The 18,687-nt window shown below is 37.9% G+C and carries 14 protein-coding genes, 1 pseudogene and 1 other annotated feature; of the genes and pseudogenes, 5 read left to right on the forward strand and 10 right to left on the reverse strand.

The features are described 5' to 3' along the window. Window positions 1–38: 38 nt before the first annotated feature. Complete coding sequence (locus tag FTX43_RS03345; protein WP_002314455.1) at window positions 39–1,685, reverse strand: polysaccharide biosynthesis protein; 1,647 nt, start codon at window positions 1,683–1,685, stop codon at window positions 39–41. A gap of 178 nt (window positions 1,686–1,863) precedes the next feature. Between FTX43_RS03345 and FTX43_RS03350 the strand changes: the two are divergent. Beyond that, window positions 1,864–2,453 (forward strand): annotated as a pseudogene (locus FTX43_RS03350) (YitT family protein). 91 nt (window positions 2,454–2,544) lie between these two features. After that, window positions 2,545–4,050, forward strand: a complete 1,506-nt coding sequence (locus FTX43_RS03355) for a UDP-N-acetylmuramoyl-L-alanyl-D-glutamate--L-lysine ligase (RefSeq protein WP_002316984.1) — start codon at window positions 2,545–2,547, stop codon at window positions 4,048–4,050. Window positions 4,051–4,415: 365 nt separating this feature from the next. Here FTX43_RS03355 and FTX43_RS03360 read toward each other — a convergent pair whose 3' ends face one another. Next, the gene (locus FTX43_RS03360) at window positions 4,416–4,820 is read right to left on the reverse strand and encodes a hypothetical protein (protein ID WP_065763819.1); all 405 of its coding nucleotides are present in this window, start codon (window positions 4,818–4,820) and stop codon (window positions 4,416–4,418) included. A 119-nt stretch (window positions 4,821–4,939) separates the two neighbouring features. Here FTX43_RS03360 and FTX43_RS03365 point away from each other — a divergent pair, with 119 nt between their 5' ends. Both FTX43_RS03365 and FTX43_RS03375 read left to right on the forward strand, forming a co-directional pair. Further along, a complete protein-coding gene (locus FTX43_RS03365) occupies window positions 4,940–5,239 on the forward strand; it encodes a hypothetical protein (protein ID WP_002320520.1) in 300 nt (99 codons plus the stop codon). Between the two features lie 286 nt (window positions 5,240–5,525). Then, a complete protein-coding gene (locus FTX43_RS03375; RefSeq protein ID WP_073490895.1) occupies window positions 5,526–6,743 on the forward strand; it encodes an IS110 family transposase in 1,218 nt (405 codons plus the stop codon). 323 nt (window positions 6,744–7,066) lie between these two features. Here the strand turns inward: FTX43_RS03375 and celB are convergent, their stop codons facing one another. From celB to FTX43_RS03400, 5 genes are read right to left on the reverse strand one after another with little or no spacing between them, the layout of a single operon-like run. Continuing rightward, window positions 7,067–8,422: a PTS cellobiose transporter subunit IIC gene (celB, locus tag FTX43_RS03380; RefSeq protein WP_073490530.1), complete on the reverse strand. Its 1,356-nt coding sequence runs from the start codon at window positions 8,420–8,422 to the stop codon at window positions 7,067–7,069. Beyond that, on the reverse strand, window positions 8,422–8,940 hold the full coding sequence (locus FTX43_RS03385; protein ID WP_002310821.1) for a hypothetical protein: 519 nt from the start codon (window positions 8,938–8,940) through the stop codon (window positions 8,422–8,424). Before FTX43_RS03385 ends, celB begins: the two co-directional genes overlap by 1 nt. 15 nt (window positions 8,941–8,955) lie before the next feature. Beyond that, window positions 8,956–9,282 (reverse strand): PTS cellobiose transporter subunit IIA, encoded by a 327-nt coding sequence (locus FTX43_RS03390; RefSeq protein WP_002285954.1) that lies wholly within the window; start codon window positions 9,280–9,282, stop codon window positions 8,956–8,958. A 12-nt stretch (window positions 9,283–9,294) separates the two neighbouring features. Further along, window positions 9,295–11,274 carry a transcription antiterminator gene (locus FTX43_RS03395; protein ID WP_147606740.1) on the reverse strand — a complete coding sequence of 660 codons (1,980 nt, stop codon included), beginning with the start codon at window positions 11,272–11,274 and terminating at the stop codon, window positions 9,295–9,297. Window positions 11,275–11,294: 20 nt separating this feature from the next. Then, entirely contained in the window at window positions 11,295–11,609 is a 315-nt protein-coding gene (locus FTX43_RS03400; RefSeq protein WP_002310819.1) for a PTS cellobiose transporter subunit IIB, read from the reverse strand. 167 nt (window positions 11,610–11,776) lie between these two features. Between FTX43_RS03400 and FTX43_RS03405 the strand changes: the two genes are divergently transcribed. After that, window positions 11,777–12,070, forward strand: coding sequence for an antibiotic biosynthesis monooxygenase family protein (locus FTX43_RS03405; RefSeq protein WP_002285944.1), 294 nt, complete (start codon window positions 11,777–11,779; stop codon window positions 12,068–12,070). Between the two features lie 183 nt (window positions 12,071–12,253). Here the strand turns inward: FTX43_RS03405 and FTX43_RS03410 are convergent, their stop codons facing one another. From FTX43_RS03410 to FTX43_RS03420, 3 genes are all read right to left on the reverse strand, one after another. After that, window positions 12,254–13,345: an FUSC family protein gene (locus tag FTX43_RS03410; protein WP_073490736.1), complete on the reverse strand. Its 1,092-nt coding sequence runs from the start codon at window positions 13,343–13,345 to the stop codon at window positions 12,254–12,256. Between the two features lie 180 nt (window positions 13,346–13,525). Further along, on the reverse strand, window positions 13,526–15,940 hold the full coding sequence (gene leuS, locus FTX43_RS03415) for a leucine--tRNA ligase (protein WP_147606742.1): 2,415 nt from the start codon (window positions 15,938–15,940) through the stop codon (window positions 13,526–13,528). 144 nt (window positions 15,941–16,084) lie between these two features. Then, window positions 16,085–16,291, reverse strand: a binding site (T-box leader). A 69-nt stretch (window positions 16,292–16,360) separates the two neighbouring features. Continuing rightward, window positions 16,361–18,367, reverse strand: a complete 2,007-nt coding sequence (locus FTX43_RS03420; protein WP_002310816.1) for a LysM peptidoglycan-binding domain-containing protein — start codon at window positions 18,365–18,367, stop codon at window positions 16,361–16,363. Window positions 18,368–18,687: the final 320 nt, after the last annotated feature.

Raw genomic sequence — 18,687 nt, forward strand, 5'->3', positions numbered from 1 at the left:
CATTTCAAAAGAGCATTGATTCTGCTCTTCCCATTCACTTATTTTATTTTTAATTTGTGTCGTAAACGCGCTATTCCTGGTCCTAGTAGTCTTTCTGCCAAACGGATTTTCAAAGCTAAATAACCGTACACCAATGCCCCTATACCTGCTACTGCAAGAATCAATAATAGAGACTGGAATTTGCTATCTTCATTTAAGAAAGTCCCAAAAATTATCTTTGTGATCCACGAAGCAAAAAGCATAATCAAGGTAAGAATAAAGATCAGTAATGTCCTACGCCAGACAAAACTTGGTTTAAAGCGGGCTACTTCATGGATCCTCTTTAAGATTAAGGTACAAGACACAGCAAAACCGAGCATTGTCGCTAATAAAGGGCCATACACTTCAAATAAACGAATGGCTGGATATTGAAGAAGTAGTTTCACCAGAAACCCAACAACCAAATAACTGATTGCTGCCCTGTTTTCAAACATTCCTTGCAGCATGTTGGAAACTAGCATATATAACCCTAAGAAGAGTCCTACAAAACTTGCTTGGATCAGTACATTGCTTCCTAGAGAATCTGGTGTATAAAATAATGTGTTTAGCGGATAGGCGAGTAACATGACACCGAATGTCGCTGGAAACATAAAAAATGAAAACAGTTGTAAATTTCCGCTCGTCAATTTTGCCAGCCCTACTCGATCTTTCAACGTAACAGCTTCTGTAATCAACGGTAACCCGGTAGACGCGATCGATGTTGCCAATGCGATAACTACCATCGTCAACTTATCTGGATTGGCACTGAAAATCGAAAAAAGATCTAACAACTGTGCGTTGGAATATTCAGTGGATGCGGACATGATCCTCATAAAAGTGAATTGATCGACTAATTTGAAGATTGTTACCCCTGAACCAACGATAATAAACGGTATTGCTTCTTTAATGGTATCTAACAACAATTCCTTCGTTGCAATATTTACTTTGTTTTCGCTGTAGTGGATAAATGCAGATGTATACGCTTGATGTTTCTTCAAAAAATACAAAAGGACAAGGATACTTGCTAGCATACCGATAAATGCCGCGAAAGTTGATTGCGTGACCGCTGTCACATAATCGCCATTCATGACTTTCATGATGATGAATGTAGCCAATAGCATATAAAAAATACGTGCCACTTGTTCAACGATCTGCGACAGCGCATAAGGCATCATCTCTTGATTCCCTTGAAAATACCCTCGTATCACACTCATACAAGGAAAAACCAATACAGCGATACTCAAAGAGCGCATCGTTGGAATCAGTTCTTCTCCGCCACCAGAAGCATGAGCTAGCCAAGGAGAGGCGATGTACATGAACAAAGCGAACAACAGACCTAACCCGCCCATCATCTGTAATGCCCGGATGAATAATCGTCGTGAAGTGCCATATTCATTCAACGAATTATATCGCGCGGTTTGTTTTGCGATCGCCGCGGGTATTCCTGCTGTAGAGATCAGTAGAAACAATGCATATATATTGTACCCCATATTGAATAATCCATTGGCAGCCTTAGCATTTTCGCCCATCCAAGCATACCAAGGAATGATATAGACAGCTCCTAGCAACCTTGAAATGATATTACTGGCGGTCATCCAGGCAGAGCCTCGTGCCATTTTTTCTTGCGGTGATAATTGATCTAATGCTGGTTTTCTTTGATTATCCATCGGTCAGATTCCAACTTTCTACAAAACATTACTATCATTTTAATTGGTAAAACAGAAACTGGCAATCGATTTTATATAACTTTTATAAGAACGATTGTTTTTTTGAATTCGGTTTCGTTTTTTTGGTAAAGTAAAGAAATATACAGCCTTTTATGGCTAACATTTATAGGAGATATCAATGACACAAGAAATAAAAAAATACCCGTTATATTTTTAGGTCTTTTCTTTATCACAGTTGGATTGAATTGGTTCTTGCTCCCTCATGATATAGCTTCCGCCGGAGTGGGCGCAATCGGACATTTAGTTGAAACGGCCTTTTCTATCCAGCGCTCAGTTACTGTTTGGATCATCAACCTTATGATGCTGCTTCTAGCCGCTGTTCTATTAGGAAAATCAGTATTTTTTAAAACTGTAGCGGGAAGTCTGCTTTTTCCTGTTGTTTTAGAGATTGTTCCAAAAGTGGAAATGCTCTCCTCACATTTCTTTTCACTGATTTCAGGAAGTCTTTTGTTCAGTCTTGGGGTTTACACATTGTACGCCGTTGGAGCCTCAAATGGCGGGATAACGATACCGCCGATTATTTTCCACAAATTTTTTCGGCTTCCAATGCCGCAAGGACTGTTACTTACGAATAGCCTTATCGTCTTTTTGAATTATTATGTATTTGGATGGTTAGAGACACTGTTCGTTCTCCTATCTATTACAGTCAGTTCATTGTTTATGAAAATACTCATCCGCTTGTCCCCTGTGTCAAGAAAATTTGAATAAAGCTGGATTTTGTCATAGCGGAATCAAACGATATATTGAAAAGAGTGTGCTATAATAAATCAAGAAATTGAATGAAGCGAGGGATCAATCAATGAGCTTCTCTTTAGAAGACATCCGTCATTTACTATTAAAAGAACATCTATTAAAAGAATTTGTTTCAACAAAAGGCTGGCATCTTGATGTACCAGAAAAAGCTGAATTTCTTCAGTTAAGTTATGATTCAAGAAAAGCTGATGCTTCTACTCTGTTTTTCTGTAAAGGAATGAATTTCAAAGAAGAATATTTGGATTCAGCGATCGAACAAGGTATCCAATATTACGTATCAGAGCAGCCATACGAAAATTCAGCAGTAGGAATCATTGTGACGGATATCCGTAAAGCAATGGCACTTCTTGCTATGGCCTTTTACGACTATCCACAAAATAAATTGAAAGTGATTGGATTCACTGGAACAAAAGGTAAAACAACTGCTGCGTACTTTACTAAAGCAATCTTGGATCACACAACGAATAAAAAAACTGCATTGCTTTCTACGATGAATACAACGCTAGATGGCAAAACGTATTTCAAATCCCATTTAACAACGCCTGAGTCATTAGATTTATATCGTATGATGGCAGAAGCAGTTGAAAATGGTATGACTCATCTAGTGATGGAAGTTTCTTCTCAAGCTTACAAAACACAACGTGTGTACGGGTTGACTTTAGATGTAGGAATCTTCTTGAATATCTCGCCTGACCATATCAGTCCGATCGAACATCCAACATTCGATGATTATTTCTATTGCAAGCGTCAATTGATCTTAAACTCAAAAACAGTTGTTTTGAATCACGAAAGTGACTATTTTGATTTGCTTAAAGAAACCGCCGATCTATTCCAGATCCCAACGATCACTTATGGCCGTTCGGAAGAAAGCAATTATCAAGTGATCCATTCAGACAAAGGTACCCACGGGTTTACTTTATCTTCTCGTCAAGATCACTTAGCTATCTGCGATACTGCTTATGATATTTTGCTGGCCGGAGGATTCAATCAAGAAAATGCAGCCAGTGCGATCATTGCCGCAGCACTAACCGGTGCTTCCAGTCAAGATGCACAAGCCGGATTAAAAGAAGCTCGTGTACCAGGTCGAATGGATCAATTGATCCAAACAAATGGGGCGCATGTCTATGTGGACTACGCACATAATTATCTAAGTTTGAAAACATTGCTAGAATTTGCCAAAAATGAACATCCAGATGGTCGTGTAATTGTTGTATTAGGCAGCCCAGGAAACAAAGCAATCTCCCGTCGACATGATTTTGGAAAAGTGCTATCAGAAACAGCTGACGTTGCCTTTTTGACGGCAGATGACCCAGCATTTGAAGATCCGCAAAAAATCGCGGAAGAAATCAATGAAGCAATTACTAATCCAGAATTGATCGTTCATTATGAAATGGACCGTCCTGAAGCGATTCGACGTGCTTTAGCAGAAAGTACTCCGCAGGATTCAGTCGTCATTGCGGGAAAAGGGGTTGATCCCTATCAAAAAATCAATGGTGTAGATGAACCTTATGAAGGGGATTATGCAATCGTGAAGCGGTTGATTGAAGAGTAATGTTATTTATGTTCTAGTGGACGGGACGCTATGAAAAGAAAACTTTTCATAGCGTCCCGTCTATGTCTTTTGTTTTAAACATTTACTAGCCTGTTACCACTGACTCTACAATTATCAAGAAAAGTTGCCGGATAATTATATGAAAAATCTCCTATGCCATATCGCAACGTTCCTCTCATATATATGTCCAATAAAGTTCCTCCTCCTCGAGTTTCAGCCCAAGAACGATTATGTGACCATGTTCCTATTAAGAATCCGCTAGAATAACTTGACCCCAAAAAATTAGTACTTATCACACGTCCGCCTGAAATAGTTACTCTAAAGTCCTGATTTATGTAACCATGCCCTATTGCTGGAACTCCAGATCATACTCGAGCAGTATAATAACTCCCATTATTTATGATTTTCTTTTCTGCATCTGTCTTTTCTGTGTTTAAAGTCATTTCATATAAATTTTCTTTAAATTGCTCTATATCTTCACTAATTTTATCTTTTATTATTTCTTCATTATACCCTTTATAGATAACGTTTTCATTTATTTCTACGGTCGGATTTTCTATCGTTACTTTTAGTTTATTCTCACTAATAAATTTGTTTAAATCAAGCGCAATTTTTTCATTCATTTCTAATTCTAAATTAGACAGCATTTCTGAAGACATACTTTGCTGAGTATCAAATTGAACCTCTTGGGCTTTTACTACAGGTCCCATCCCTAAATTAATTGAAACAAACGTTGTTAATACTATAGCTTTAAAAAAACTATTTTTCATAATAAAACCTCCAAAATTTATAGTATTTATACTAATTAATTAGTATACTTTAATTATATTTTATTATTCCTATTTTTCTATATGTTTATTATTTTTTCAATAATATAAAGGTGGTTATTATGAAAAAATTTTTCAACTTAGCAAACGGTATCTTTTTTCTTTCTCTTTTTTCTGTCATTTTTCTAACTTTGAATTTGCAAAGTGGCAAAATGGGGGTCGTTATTTTTAGAAATCTCCATTTGCCAGTTGATGCATCGATTGTTGGATGGTTACTGCTACTTTTTTCTTACTTGATGAGTCGGAAGCATCAGACTAAGTTTTTCGCGCGCTTAGGCGGAAGGGTTGCTCTATTTTTTCTAGTCGTTTATCTGATATTCACATGTCTAGGTTTGCTTCAGTCGCTCGGTATTCTGCCTTGATACTTCGTTCGAATCATATTGACTATAATAAAACATACTAAGATTAGAGGGGAACATCATTGACGAATGATGTTCTCCTCTATTTTCTATTTTTAGATTATAGTGAAGAGTGAAAGAAAGTTCGAACAAAGCCTTGAGGACTACGAGTCCCTATCAAAAACCGAACTTCTTTACTGTCATTTTAGAATCAGGTTTACGTATGTTGGGGCCATGAGCCCGTGTATAGGAAATTGGAATCGAAATGAAGCAGTAAAGTTCTTTCAAAACTTAAAAAGGAGGAAAACAAATGCCTTACATTCTTGCATTAGATGTTTCAATGGGACACAGCTACAGTGTCCTATACAAAGACGACACCTGCTTATTTGAAGACGAGATTGAACACACTCAAAGAGGATTTCATGCATTACTCGAAGAGATCCAGCACTTGCCTGAACGTCCATTGATTGTTTTTGAAGCAACGGGGATTTATTCCAGACCAGTCGAAAAGTTCTTTCAAGATCATCACTTTTCTTACTGTTTGTTAAACCCGTTAGAAGCGAAAAAACAGATGGAAGAAAGCACCTTACGCAGTTGGAAAACAGATAAATCGGATGCCCATCGGCTCGCACAGACTCATCTTAAAAGTCAACGTCAGCCAAAAGAAGTACAAAGCAATTTTTACTTAGAGATGCGCGATTTAGCCCGTTTTTATCAAGAAATTGAGAAGAAAATCACTCGTCTGCGCATGGATTTACACAACTGTCTTCAGTTGACTTTTCCAGAGCTTGAACAGTTCTTTTCAAACAGGCTGACCCCTTACGCATTGACATTGATCCGTCTTTTTCCCCATCCAGATTTTGTATTGGCATCTACTCGGACAAAAATAAAAAATAAACTGATCAACGAAACACGGAAAAAAATCTCCGCGAATCGTGCCGAGCAAAAGGCAGATCAAATCATCCACTATGCACAGTGTGCCTATCCAGCTGTTGAAAAAGACAGTATCCAATGTCAAAAAACAATCTATTACGCCGAACTTCTCCAAGATTTACTCGAACAAAAAGAAGCACTGGCGACACAAATGATCAAAAAAGCCGAAGGCTCTCCTTGCTTTTTGTTGTACCAAACGTTCCCTGGGATTGGCGCACTCACAGCCGCTTTATTGCTCGGTGAATTAGGAGATATCACACGATTTAAAACCCATAAACAATTGAATGCTTTTGTCGGAATCGACATCCGACGGTATCAATCAGGTAAGTATACTGGCCAAGACCGCATCAATAAGCGTGGTAATCCCAAAGCACGGAAAATTATTTTCTTCACCATTCGAAATATGATTCGCCAGCAACGCGCAGCTCCTAATCATATTGTCGATTATTACTACAAATTAAAAAAGCAACCTATCCCTAAGAAAGAGAAGGTTGCCACAGTTGCTTGTATGAACAAGCTTCTGAAATGTATGCACGCTATGGTTAGGGCACATACAGAGTACGACTATGCGTACGCGGTCTCAGTGGACCATTAACTAAACCACTTACAGTATACCACTTCTTTGCCCAGATCGAAAATTTTTTACGAACGGGGCTTTATTTGGTGTGCCTTGATTTTGTCGCTTTCGTTTACGAGCTATTTTTCTTGCACCTTTTACTTGACTAATCGTAGGAAATAGAGGCTGGGACAGAAGCGTTTAACTCCAAGAAATAAGAAGGAATTCACGAAAATTGCTTTTCAAATTTTTGTGAATTTCAGCTTATTTCCGAAGGAGTTGCTTCTGCTTCCGCCGTTTACACATGTTTAGAGCGTGAGACAAAAGTTTTTCTTTACTTTTGTCCCACACTCTCTTAGAAATCAGTTAGCTGACTTTTCGCCAGCTAATTCTGCTGCCTTTTCTCTTTCTTCATTCAATAATTTATTATCATAGAATTTAATAAATGGGAACCAGATAATGAATGCGATGATTGCACAAAAGACAGCTAGCACAGCCGCTTTCCAATCACCCCCACTGCCGACAAATGCGCCAATTCCAACTGGTGAAGGCCACGGCATCTGTGCAAGCATCGGTTTAACGATTTCCAGCCGAATGGCAAAATAAGCGAGTGTAGCAGAAGCCATCGGTGCTAAGAAAAACGGAACCGCTAAATAGGGATTGTAAACGATTGGCATCCCGAAAATAATTGGTTCGTTGATATTGAATAGTCCTGGTACAAGAGAGGCTTTTCCTAACACTTTCAGCTGATCAGATTTCGCGAGGAATGCAATAAAGATGATCAATCCTAAGGTCGCACCTGATCCACCAACGGTTACATAAGAATTGTTGAATTCTCCTGCCAACGGATAATTTGCGCCTTGTGCGTTAGCTGCCATATTAGCTAATACGATTGGGGTCAAGAAAGAAGTGATGATATTCGCTCCATGGATTCCTACGATCCACAATGCATGGATCAAGAAATAAATTACCATGACACCAAGCCACGTATTCGTCAGCTGCGTAACAAATCCAAATGGGATAGCAATCATTTTGAAGATATCCGTTCCTAGCGCAACTAATAATCCATTGATGATCATCACCACAAACGCAATGACAAATGTTGGGATCAGAGCAGTGAAAGAACGAGAAACTCCTGGCGGAACAACATCTGGCATTTTTATGACCCAATTTCTCTTGACACACGTACAATACAATTCGACCGCAATAATCGACATAATAATAGCTGTAAAGATTCCTGAAGTTCCTAAACGTTCGACAAAAGAGCCCATCCGTATCCCATTTACTACAGTTTCTGTCTCATTGATAGAAGCAATCAAGCTGATTTTACCATCGTTCATGATCAATTCAGGGATACACATAAAGAATGCAAAAACAGATAGTAATGCCCCCGTGAGCGGATTAACGTTCAACTTTTGTTCATCTCGTTCAATTGACGTTAATTCATAAGCAAACACAATGGCAAAGTAAATAGATAAAATACCCATCGTCATTGTATTGACGATCATGTACAAGTCACTAACTTTGAAAAAAGTTGCATTAAAAAATCCTTCTAAAAATGGGAACGGTAATGGCAAAATATTCAAAACCAAAAACATCGAACCTACAATCGTGAAAGGAATAGAAGCCATCCCCGCTGCCATGACAGCCCGAACGATTTTAAGTTGCGCAATTTTCCCCATAGGTCCCATCAGGTATTTCTGCAAAAAATCAAACATTAATTATTCTCCTTTCCTAAATACAACGCTTTTTCATATTGTTTTATACGGATATACTGCTGATCTTGATTGAGCGAAATTTTCTTTAAACGATACTGGATAAATACACTGACAAAAATACCGCTTACAATAAGAATGAAAACAAATAGCTGTCCTCTATTGTTATTTGCCATAAAAGGATACAAGAGTGTAAATCCTGAGGTGAACAACACTGGAATCAATAATATATTGCAGACACCCTGAAACAAAAAATACCGCTTTGTCCATGGAACATTCGTTTGGTGCTTTCGATAAAGCTTTACTTGTTCTCCTACTGCAGGCAAAATAGCTAAAAGTAGAACCATTGGTAAACTGCTTCCTAAACTTTTAGCTGATAGAAGCAGAATCATCCATTGCATGTTCATGAAAAAGAAAAAGGCAGTCAGATAGCGTACGAACAGATAACGATTGAAATACATGTTTTTCAAACTAAGTTGCTTTTTTTCTAATTCGTTTTTCTTTTTTACTGTATCCTGCACAATAAATCTTCCTTTCTATTTATTTTTTTGATACAAATAATTCATTTCCTGTGCAACTTCCAATAATGTCATCGTCGTCATCAGATGATCTTGTGCATGGACCATGATAATTTCCATTTCTATTTTTGTCCCACTAGCATATTCTTTCAGAAGTTGAGTTTGTGATTGATGCGCATGAAGAATCTCTTCATTTGCTTGTCGCAACTTCTCTTCTACTTCTTCAAACATCTCCTTACGCATCGAGCGAAATGCTTCATGTATCAGTGTTCGTGCATTTCCGCTATGAAAAATGATATCAAAAGACGTCACTTGTAGCGTTTCACTGTTTATTTTTTCAGCCACCTGTTTTCCTCCTTATTCGATCAGTTTGATAAATTTACTGCTGAAATTCTCAAAAATAGGTTCAGCTAAGATTTCCTGTTGCACGTTTAGCTGGTCAACTAACCTAACGATTGCTTTGGTCACGACCGTAATTCCTTCATTTTCGATATAAGAAGGCGAAACTAGAAAAACAAAATGGATTCCTTGATACTGATTCCATTGCATCCCTGAAGTAATCAATGCAACGGCTACCTTTGTTTCGATTCCAACTGGAACAGCGGGATGTGGGACTGCCACTGTATCACTGAATATGATTTGTCCCATACTTTCACGTTGCTGGATCTGCTTTCGCATTTCTCTTATATATCCTTCTTCTTCATTTATGCTCAGCTTTTGCAACAAATCATGAAGAACTTCTTCTTTTTTTGGTTCGTACGTATAAGTCTTGAAAAATTTTTCAGACAGCTGTTCGGTGTAAATCTGCTTTTTTTGCTGTAGAGAAAATGCTGGTATCGGTCGATCTGAGGAATTATAAGGTATGGATTCACCAATTACCTTTCGTATTTTATGAACATCATCTTCATTCAAAAAAATACTGACATGTAAAACTGGAATTTTAAAAAACATTGTCGAAAGATCAATAGAAGAAATAATCAGGTCGATTCCTTTTAAAGTTGTTTCATTGATCTCATAATAGCCTTTTACATTTACCACTGTAATATTTTTTCCAAATTCGCTGATCACACGATTCTTTAATAATTGAGCACTGCCATAACCTGTTGCGCAGATGATCAACGCATGTAACTTATGCGTAGCTCTTTCTTTTTCCAATGCCGCCATGAGATGCAAAGCCAAATAGGCCCATTCATCTTCATTGATGGTATAGTTTTTCAAAGCTGGCATGTTGCTGAAATGCGTTTTTACTGCTTCAAAAACTTTGGGATTTTCTTTCTTTATCTCTTCAGTCAGAGGGTTCTCAATGCGAATGCCTCGGCTCAATCGAATCATCATTGGTGACAAATGATCAAGCAGTCCATTGAAAAGCTGGTGATCCTCTATTAATGAAAAACGAAATTCCTGAGACAATCGTTTCAAAACTTTCACTACTTCCTTTGATAGTTCCTGATCATTTTTATTTTCTCTATGATTTAACTTAGCCATAAGGTGTAAAGTCAAATAAGCAATTTCTTCTTGGGGAAACGATACATCCGCGATTACCTCAATACGTTGAACAATGCGTTGCGCCACTTGGTACTCTACTCGATCAGAAACTTCTTGTTCGATACCTAGTTCCTTGATTTCAAACCCTTCTCGTAGACGTTTGATTCCCAAAGCCAAGTGTAAGGACAAATTCTGTATGATAAAATCAGAAACTTTTAACTTAGCTTCTCTTGTTTCATCGAGAATGATGATCACTAGCTCTTCAAAACTGATGTCTGTGAAAAAGCGACTTTGTCCTAAATATTCTTTCAATGAATTTCCACAATGGTTCCCGAAAAAAGTATCCATGATAAAATGCCGTCGATTTCTTTCTTCCCCTTCGATCCATATCCCTTGACCATGCTTAGAAACAATTTTTAGTGAATAAGGAATCAACCGCTCTTTGATTGCTTGCATGTCCTTTGTCAAACTAGAACGACTGATATAAAGCTCTTCTGCCAAATCATCCATAAAAAGAATGGCATCTTCCAAAAGCAGTTGATTCAATATATACTTTTGTCGGTCTTCCGACTCATAAAATCCTTGAGGTTCTCTAGCATATCCCGGTACTATTTCTTGCCGACTCAAAAACAGATCAAATGTCAATCTCTGCAAGATGTGCAGTTGGTAGCCATAACCTGGTTTAGCAAGGATCTTACCTCCGTTTTCTTCTACTAACTCTTTGATCCGCTGCAAGTAATTACGGATTGTCCGATCAGATAATAACAATTCAGAAGCTAAACGTTGACTGGTGACATACTCCTTCCTGTGATCAATCAAATATCTCAACAGCAATTTTTCCTTCTGTTTCATTATCATCCACTCCTATTCCATCATATGTTCTCTTCGATCACCTCTGCTAACTTCTGGATGCCTGTAGGGATTGGGACATACGCTTGGAAAGGGATACTAACAACAGGCTTTCCAACAGATTCTCCTAATTTTTTGAATTTATCCAAAAACATCGTCGTTTGCGGGCTGATCAGAAATAAATCAAAATCACTATTCTTAATCATATTATCGCCTTCTGTAGCTGAAACTGCATCTACGAGTACCTCTTCTCCTTTTTGCTTAAACAAATCCGTTGTCTTTGAGGCCATCATCGATGATGACATTCCTGCGGCACAAATAATCAATGCTTTTTTCATAAATCAATCACTCCTTTTATTTTTATAAATCAAGCATAACTTGTAAGCGTTTTCTATTCAAAATATATATTTCCGTAGCATTACGGAAAAAATGTGTATCATATCTTGAATAATAATTTCTGGCACCGTGATATACTAGTGATAGAATTTTTTCAGGAGGGGATTTAGTGAGTATCACAGTGAATATTTTGTATACAAGTACAAATGGACAAGCCAGAAAATTTGCAGAAGAAATGGTCGAAAGAAACATTGTCAAAGCGATTCGCGCAGAAGAAGGAAACGAGAAATATGACTATTACTTTCCACTAGAAGATCCAGAATCTCTTTTACTGATCGACCGTTGGAAAGATGAAGAAGCAATCGAAAAGCATCACAAATCCGAAATGATGGCCCAAATAAACGAACTCCGTAAAAAGTATAAATTAAAAATGAAAGTCGAACGTTTCACTGATCTACCTTAAAACAATGAAGTTGTGACAGACATGGTCAGTTTCAAGAAACAAGAAGGAATTTACGAAAATTGCTACTCAAATTTTTGTAAAATTTGGGCTCATTTTTCGAAGAAGATACTTCTGGAACACCGTTTATTCGTAAAAAGAGGCTGTGACAAAAGTCTTGTCACAGCCCCTTCTTCATTTTTTTCATTATTTTTTAGTGGAACTTACCAAAGGATTCACTTCATATTTTTCTCTTATTTTTCGGATAAGTATTTCAGTCAACCCAATATACATGACCCCTAGACATACCCCAAGAACATTCTCAAAGATACGGATTGACACTGCTCCTGGAACCCCGAATAAACTGGCAGTGATTGCCAAAGCACCAAAACAATTAAAAACTGTTTTATATCTATAGGTAGAACAAACACCTAAAGCTAGACCACCTAATATACCGACCCAGTTAAAAGGAATAAATTGGCTGATACCAATAAATAAAGCACATCCAATCAATGACCCAATGATTCGGTCTACTGCTCGTTCTTTGAAACCAATCGACATCAATCCATAGCTAGATACAATAGAAGAAAATGCAAACCCTGCCCACATCAATCGCTGAAAAGGGACATACTCTCCTGCAACAATCAAAAAGCTAATGCCAAATGCATAGATGAGCATCCAAATTTTTTCCTGCGAATACATGCCTTTCAAAAAAATCTCTTTAAACAAGCTTTTGTCTTTGTTCTTTTCTCGATGTTTTCTGTAAAGGAGAACTGAAAACCAACAAAAAAACAAAAACAATAAGCTACTTGTTTGTGTAAAGAAATTCTTGTTCAACGAATCTTTAGGTAACGAATAAACAATAAAGAGATATGAAAAGCCGTACAAAGAAGCATTCCCCATTTTGGGATCACTAGCGGTTGCCATTAATATGCTGCTTAGTAAAACAAAATGAATCAACATGCCCATAACTGTCCATTTAATCAGATGGACATAAGGCGCTGTTAATAGTGAGAGCATAACGATGGCTAAACTAATGATCGAATGAGAAATCTTATAACCAAAATCAACAAAACGAATACTCATCAACATACAGAATAAAACCACTGCGTATGGTTTATGCGTCGATTCAAACAATGTTGTAATGAAAATAATAAAACAAATGGCAAACAATACGATGAATAATGATCGTAAAAACAATGAACAAATATACATGCACTTTTCTTTTTTAGAAGCTGCTTCTCGTATTTTTTGTTTTAAAATAAACGGATCTAGTTGTAGAGACTGATAAAAATTCACCTGTTGTCGTCCTTTCTTTTACTTTTATTTCAATATTTTTTACAGTCAACTATGACAGGTTGTAAATACTATGGAACATCATATGGCGTTGTTATTTTCTTGTCAACTATTTTCTCTATTCATGTTTTTTTACAAAAAAACAGCTGACAGAGATTCTGCCAACTGCTTTTATCAGGTTATTTAATTAGCAACGATATTGACTAACTTATTTGGTACCGCAATAACTTTTCTGACTGTTTTGCCTTCGATATATTCTTGCACTGTTTCATTGGCTAATGCTACTTTTTCTAGCTCATCTTTCCCTAAGTCTCGGGGAACATTGCTTTTCGCACGAACTTTACCGTTTACTTGGAAAACAACTTCTACTTCGTCTTCCACAAGTGCTGCTTCGTCGTATGTTGGCCATGGTGCGTAAGAAATACCACCATCATTTCCAAGGATAGACCATAGTTCTTCACCCATGTGAGGAGCAATCGGTGCGAGTAGTTGAACAAATCCTTCGATATATTCATAAGGCAGAGCGTCCACTTTATAGGCTTCATTGATAAAGACCATCAATTGGGAGATTGCTGTATTGAAATGAAGATTTTCATAGTCTTCTGTCACTTTTTTTACTGTTTGATGGTATACTTTATCAAGTTTGCCGTCGTTCAATGTAGTGATACGGTCACGCATTTTATTGTTTTCATCAACGATCAAACGCCATACACGATCTAAGAATTTACGGCTTCCTTCTAAGCCATTTTCGCTCCAAGCAATCGAAGCGTCTAATGGTCCCATGAACATTTCGTACATGCGCAGTGTATCTGCACCGTAAGTTTCAACCACATCATCAGGATTGACTACATTACCGCGAGATTTTGACATTTTTTCGTTGTTTTCGCCTAAGATCATTCCTTGATTGTATAGTTTTTGGAATGGTTCTTTTGTAGGAACAACACCGATATCGTATAAGAACTTATGCCAGAATCGTGCATATAGTAAATGAAGCACCGCATGTTCTGCTCCACCAATGTAGATGTCAACTGGTAGCCAACGCTTCAACTTTTCATAATCTGCTAGCTCTTTTTTGTTATGAGGGTCGATATAACGCAGGTAATACCATGAGCTTCCTGCCCATTGTGGCATTGTATTCGTTTCGCGACGGCCTTTTTTACCTGTTACAGGATCAACGACATTGACCCACTCCTCAATATTTGCTAATGGAGATTCTCCAGTACCGCTTGGCTTGATATTTTTTGTCTTAGGCAAACGTAATGGTAACTCTTCTTCTGGGACAGCTGTGACTGTTCCGTCTTCCCAGTGGATGATTGGGATTGGTTCGCCCCAGTAACGTTGACGGGAGAATAGCCAGTCACGTAAGCGATAGCTGACTTCTTTTTTCCCTACGCCATTTTCTTCTAGCCATTCATTCATTTTGTCGATTGCTTCTTGTTTGTTCATACCGTCTAGAAATTCAGAGTTGATGTGCGTACCATCTTCTGTGTAAGCAGCTTTTTGAACATCTCCACCTTCGATAACTGGAAGAATCTCTAGTCCGAAAGTTTGAGCGAATTCAAAGTCACGTTCATCATGTGCTGGAACAGCCATGATAGCTCCTGTGCCGTAAGAAGCTAATACATAATCAGCGATCCAGATTGGGATTTCTTTGCCATTGACTGGATTGATTGCGTAAGCACCAGTAAATACTCCTGTTTTTTCTTTTGCAAGATCTGTTCTCTTCAGATCTGATTTTTTCGCTGTCTCTTCGATATAAGCTTCTACAGCAGCTTTTTGTTCAGGGGTCGTAATTTCTCTAACAAGATCTAGTTCAGGTGCAAGAACCGAGTAAGTTGCACCGAATAAAGTATCTGGTCGTGTCGTAAACACGGTATAGGATTTATCCGTACCAGCCACTTTAAATTCAATATTTGCTCCCACTGAACGACCGATCCAATTTCTTTGCATTTCCTTGATGCTTTCTGGCCAGTCAACTAGTTCTAGATCATCCAATAAGCGATCGGCATAAGCAGTGATTTTCAACATCCATTGGCGCATTGGTTTTCTGACTACGTCATAGCCACCACGTTCACTTTTTCCATCGATCACTTCTTCATTTGAAATAACTGTTCCTAATTCAGGTACCCAGTTTACCGCTACTTCTGCTTCATAAGCCAGGCCTTTTTCATAAAGCTTTGTAAAGATCCGTTGTGTCCATTTGTAATACTCTGGATCAGTTGTATTCACTTCGCGATTCCAGTCATAACTAAATCCTAAAGAATTGATTTGGCGTCGGAATGTTTCGATATTTTTTTGGGTAAATTCAGCCGGATCGTTTCCTGTATCTAACGCATATTGCTCTGCAGGTAGGCCGAATGCATCCCACCCCATTGGATGTAGTACGTTGTATCCTTGACTTCTTTTCACACGGGAAAGGATATCCGTTGCCGTATAACCTTCAGGATGCCCTACATGGAGCCCTTGTCCGGATGGATAGGGAAACATATCCAGTGCATAAAATTTTGGTTTTTCAGGATCATCATGGGTGTTGAAGGTATTCGTTTTTGCCCAGTATTTTTGCCATTTTTTCTCAATTTCTTTATGATTGTAACTCATTTTCTGTCCTCCTGTTCTATTAAAAACGCTTGTTTCTATTATAGCGAAAAAACCGGCAGAATCTGTTTCTTTTTGTTTTCTTTTACTTTGTTTTCTCAAACTTCACAAAAGAAATAAAAAAATCCTATAAAAAGATTGCTCTTTTTATAGGACGTAATCTACGCGGTACCACCTATTTTTACCTTAATGAAAAGGCCTCGAACGTTGTAACGGCCGTCACCGCCACCTGCTTACTCGAATATTCAGCAAGGGCAACTCAAAGGCGAGTTCAAAAGCATCCGTGCACATTCTCACCAACCATGTGCTCTCTGAAACTTCAGTCTTTTTACTACTTCCTTTTCAAGTGTTGTCATATTTAAGTAGCCTTATAGTAACAAATATTTTTGTGGAATTCAATCGTTATTTCTTTGAACAGCTATTTTATTTAGCTACAATCAATGTTTGACCTGGATAAATAAAGTTGTTTTTGATATTGTTCCATTCGATTAGTTGAGCCATTGTAATACCATGGCTGTCAGCAACGCCCCAAACAGATTCTCCAGATTTCACAGTATAGGTTTTCGAACCAGCAGGTGATTGTTGGTTTGTTGTTTGAGACGAGCCTTTCTTCACGATCACTTGTTGTCCTGGATAGATGAAATTATTTTTGATATTATTCCATTCGATCAACTGATCCATCGTGATATGATGTTTGTTCGCTACGCTCCAAACTGACTCGCCTGCTTTCACGGTATACATCGTATTGCCAGAGGATGATGTACTTGTTGTAGCTGACGTATTCGGTGTATTTGGTTTCGCTGCCGAAGTAGTTGAACCTGTATTGGTATTTGTTGAATTGCCGCCTTTAACGATCAATTGCTGTCCTGGGTAAATAAAGTTGTTTTTGATATTATTCCATTCGATCAGCTGATTCATCGTGATGCCGTTTTTATTTGCTACGCTCCAAACAGATTCACCCGCCTTGACTGTATAAGTGCCTTGAGACGAACTGCTGCCAGTATTAGCTGAACTGCTGTTATTTGTATTGGCTGACGAACCTGTATTACTTGATGCGCTGTTTGTTGACCCACTGTTTGAAACAGTCAGTTGTTGTCCTGGATAAATAAAGTTATTTTGGATGTTGTTCCATTGGATCAGTTGAGCCATCGTAATTCCATATTTGTTGGAGACACTCCAAACAGAGTCTCCGGCTTTCACTGTGTATTTCGTTCCTGAAGCCGTATTAGAAGAACTTGAGTTAGACGAATTTGAACCACTTGTGTTGCCAGTATTTGCTCCAGTATTAGAAGAACCGCCATTTGATACGATCAGCTGTTGTCCTGGATAAACAAAATTATTCTTGATATTGTTCCATTCAATCAATTGAGCCATCGTAATTCCGTGGTCATTTGAGATCTTCCAAACAGAATCGCCAGATTGAACAGTATATTTCGCCCCAGTTGTTTGTCCTCCATTTGATGTACCAGCATTTCCTGAAGAATTGGTATTGTTACCAGAATTATTCGTCGAAGAGCCATTTTCTTGGCTACCCTTGATCGTTAGTTTTTGTCCTGGATAAATGAAATTGTTTTGGATATTGTTCCATTGAATCAATTGGTCCATTGTAATACCGAATTTATTGGAGATTCCCCAAACAGAATCGCCAGATTGAACAGTATAAGTGGTCGAAGTTGCTGAACCTGAGTTTGTATTACCAGAATTACTTGAACCGCTAGTACTACCTGTACTTCCAGTATTATTACCACCTGTAGTGGCTCCACCGCCCGCGTTTCCGCTAGCTGGTGTATCATATTGGGTCAATCCGTAAGTCGTGATGATATTATTTAATTTGCTTGCATAACCAGGGTCTGTTGCATAACGACCTGTCAAACAAGCTGTCGCATCTGTATAGGATCTCGTGTTGCTCTTCCAAGTACCGGCATAGTAATAACCGTTGCCAAATGAAGTATTTCTAAGTACATAGGCATTGTCATTGAACGATTCAGCAAAAGAAGGATATTGTCGGAAAGGCTCCTTTTTATTTACCCATTGATTATTTAAAAATTCAAGTGTATCCATGTAGACGGTTTGTCCTTGATAGCTGCCTTTTATCCCAAAAAGATTATAATAAGGTGCTTGCGATAACGCACTACTGCCCCAACCACTTTCTACAACTGCTTGTGCGATCATCACTGATGCATACAAATCGTTGGCTTGAGCAATTGGCTGCGCATAAGTAGCAATTTCTGTGATAAATGCCGCTGTATTGATTCTTGCGCCGAACTGAACAGGTGTTTCATCCGCTTGAACAGGAACCGGCTGTACTAATGGAGCAGCGACAGAACAGCCTACCATCGCAGTTCCCACGATTGCTGCCCCTCGTTTTGCTTTTCGAAAACGTTTAGTCTGTTCTAAACGTCTCCGTTCTTTTCTTGCAATGTTTTCCATCTTCTATCCTCCAACTTCAATTTATCTATTATTAATAATTATAACTTCTCTTAATATTTATTAAAAGTTATTTAAGAGCTTTGTTGTTTTTTGTAATCATATTGTAATTTACCGTAATGAACAACTTCTGTTCATTTTCAAGTTCTTCCTACATCTATGTTCTTATTTACAAGGATTTCGAAAAACACTGATTTTATTTTCCTAACATTTCATTTGTATTACCAAAAAATGTCCTTCCGATTACAGTTATTTTTTTTATAAGAATATTGGTTATTCAAAGAGGGATCATACACTGGTTTTATCTCTTTACCGTTTTTTTC

The organism is Enterococcus sp. DA9, from assembly GCF_008000875.1.
In the GTDB taxonomy this organism is placed as follows: domain Bacteria; phylum Bacillota; class Bacilli; order Lactobacillales; family Enterococcaceae; genus Enterococcus_B; species Enterococcus_B lactis.

What these genes read in the sequence shown, in the direction of transcription:
- FTX43_RS03400 (WP_002310819.1), bottom strand. Translation starts at nt 11,609, where the DNA reads ATGAAAAAAGCATTGATTATTTGTGCCGCAGGAATGTCATCATCGATG.
- FTX43_RS03375 (WP_073490895.1), top strand. Translation starts at nt 5,526, where the DNA reads ATGCCTTACATTCTTGCATTAGATGTTTCAATGGGACACAGCTACAGT.
- FTX43_RS03345 (WP_002314455.1), bottom strand. Translation starts at nt 1,685, where the DNA reads ATGGATAATCAAAGAAAACCAGCATTAGATCAATTATCACCGCAAGAA.
- FTX43_RS03365 (WP_002320520.1), top strand. Translation starts at nt 4,940, where the DNA reads ATGAAAAAATTTTTCAACTTAGCAAACGGTATCTTTTTTCTTTCTCTT.
- FTX43_RS03420 (WP_002310816.1), bottom strand. Translation starts at nt 18,367, where the DNA reads ATGGAAAACATTGCAAGAAAAGAACGGAGACGTTTAGAACAGACTAAA.
- leuS (WP_147606742.1), bottom strand. Translation starts at nt 15,940, where the DNA reads ATGAGTTACAATCATAAAGAAATTGAGAAAAAATGGCAAAAATACTGG.
- FTX43_RS03395 (WP_147606740.1), bottom strand. Translation starts at nt 11,274, where the DNA reads ATGAAACAGAAGGAAAAATTGCTGTTGAGATATTTGATTGATCACAGG.
- celB (WP_073490530.1), bottom strand. Translation starts at nt 8,422, where the DNA reads ATGTTTGATTTTTTGCAGAAATACCTGATGGGACCTATGGGGAAAATT.
- FTX43_RS03360 (WP_065763819.1), bottom strand. Translation starts at nt 4,820, where the DNA reads ATGAAAAATAGTTTTTTTAAAGCTATAGTATTAACAACGTTTGTTTCA.
- FTX43_RS03355 (WP_002316984.1), top strand. Translation starts at nt 2,545, where the DNA reads ATGAGCTTCTCTTTAGAAGACATCCGTCATTTACTATTAAAAGAACAT.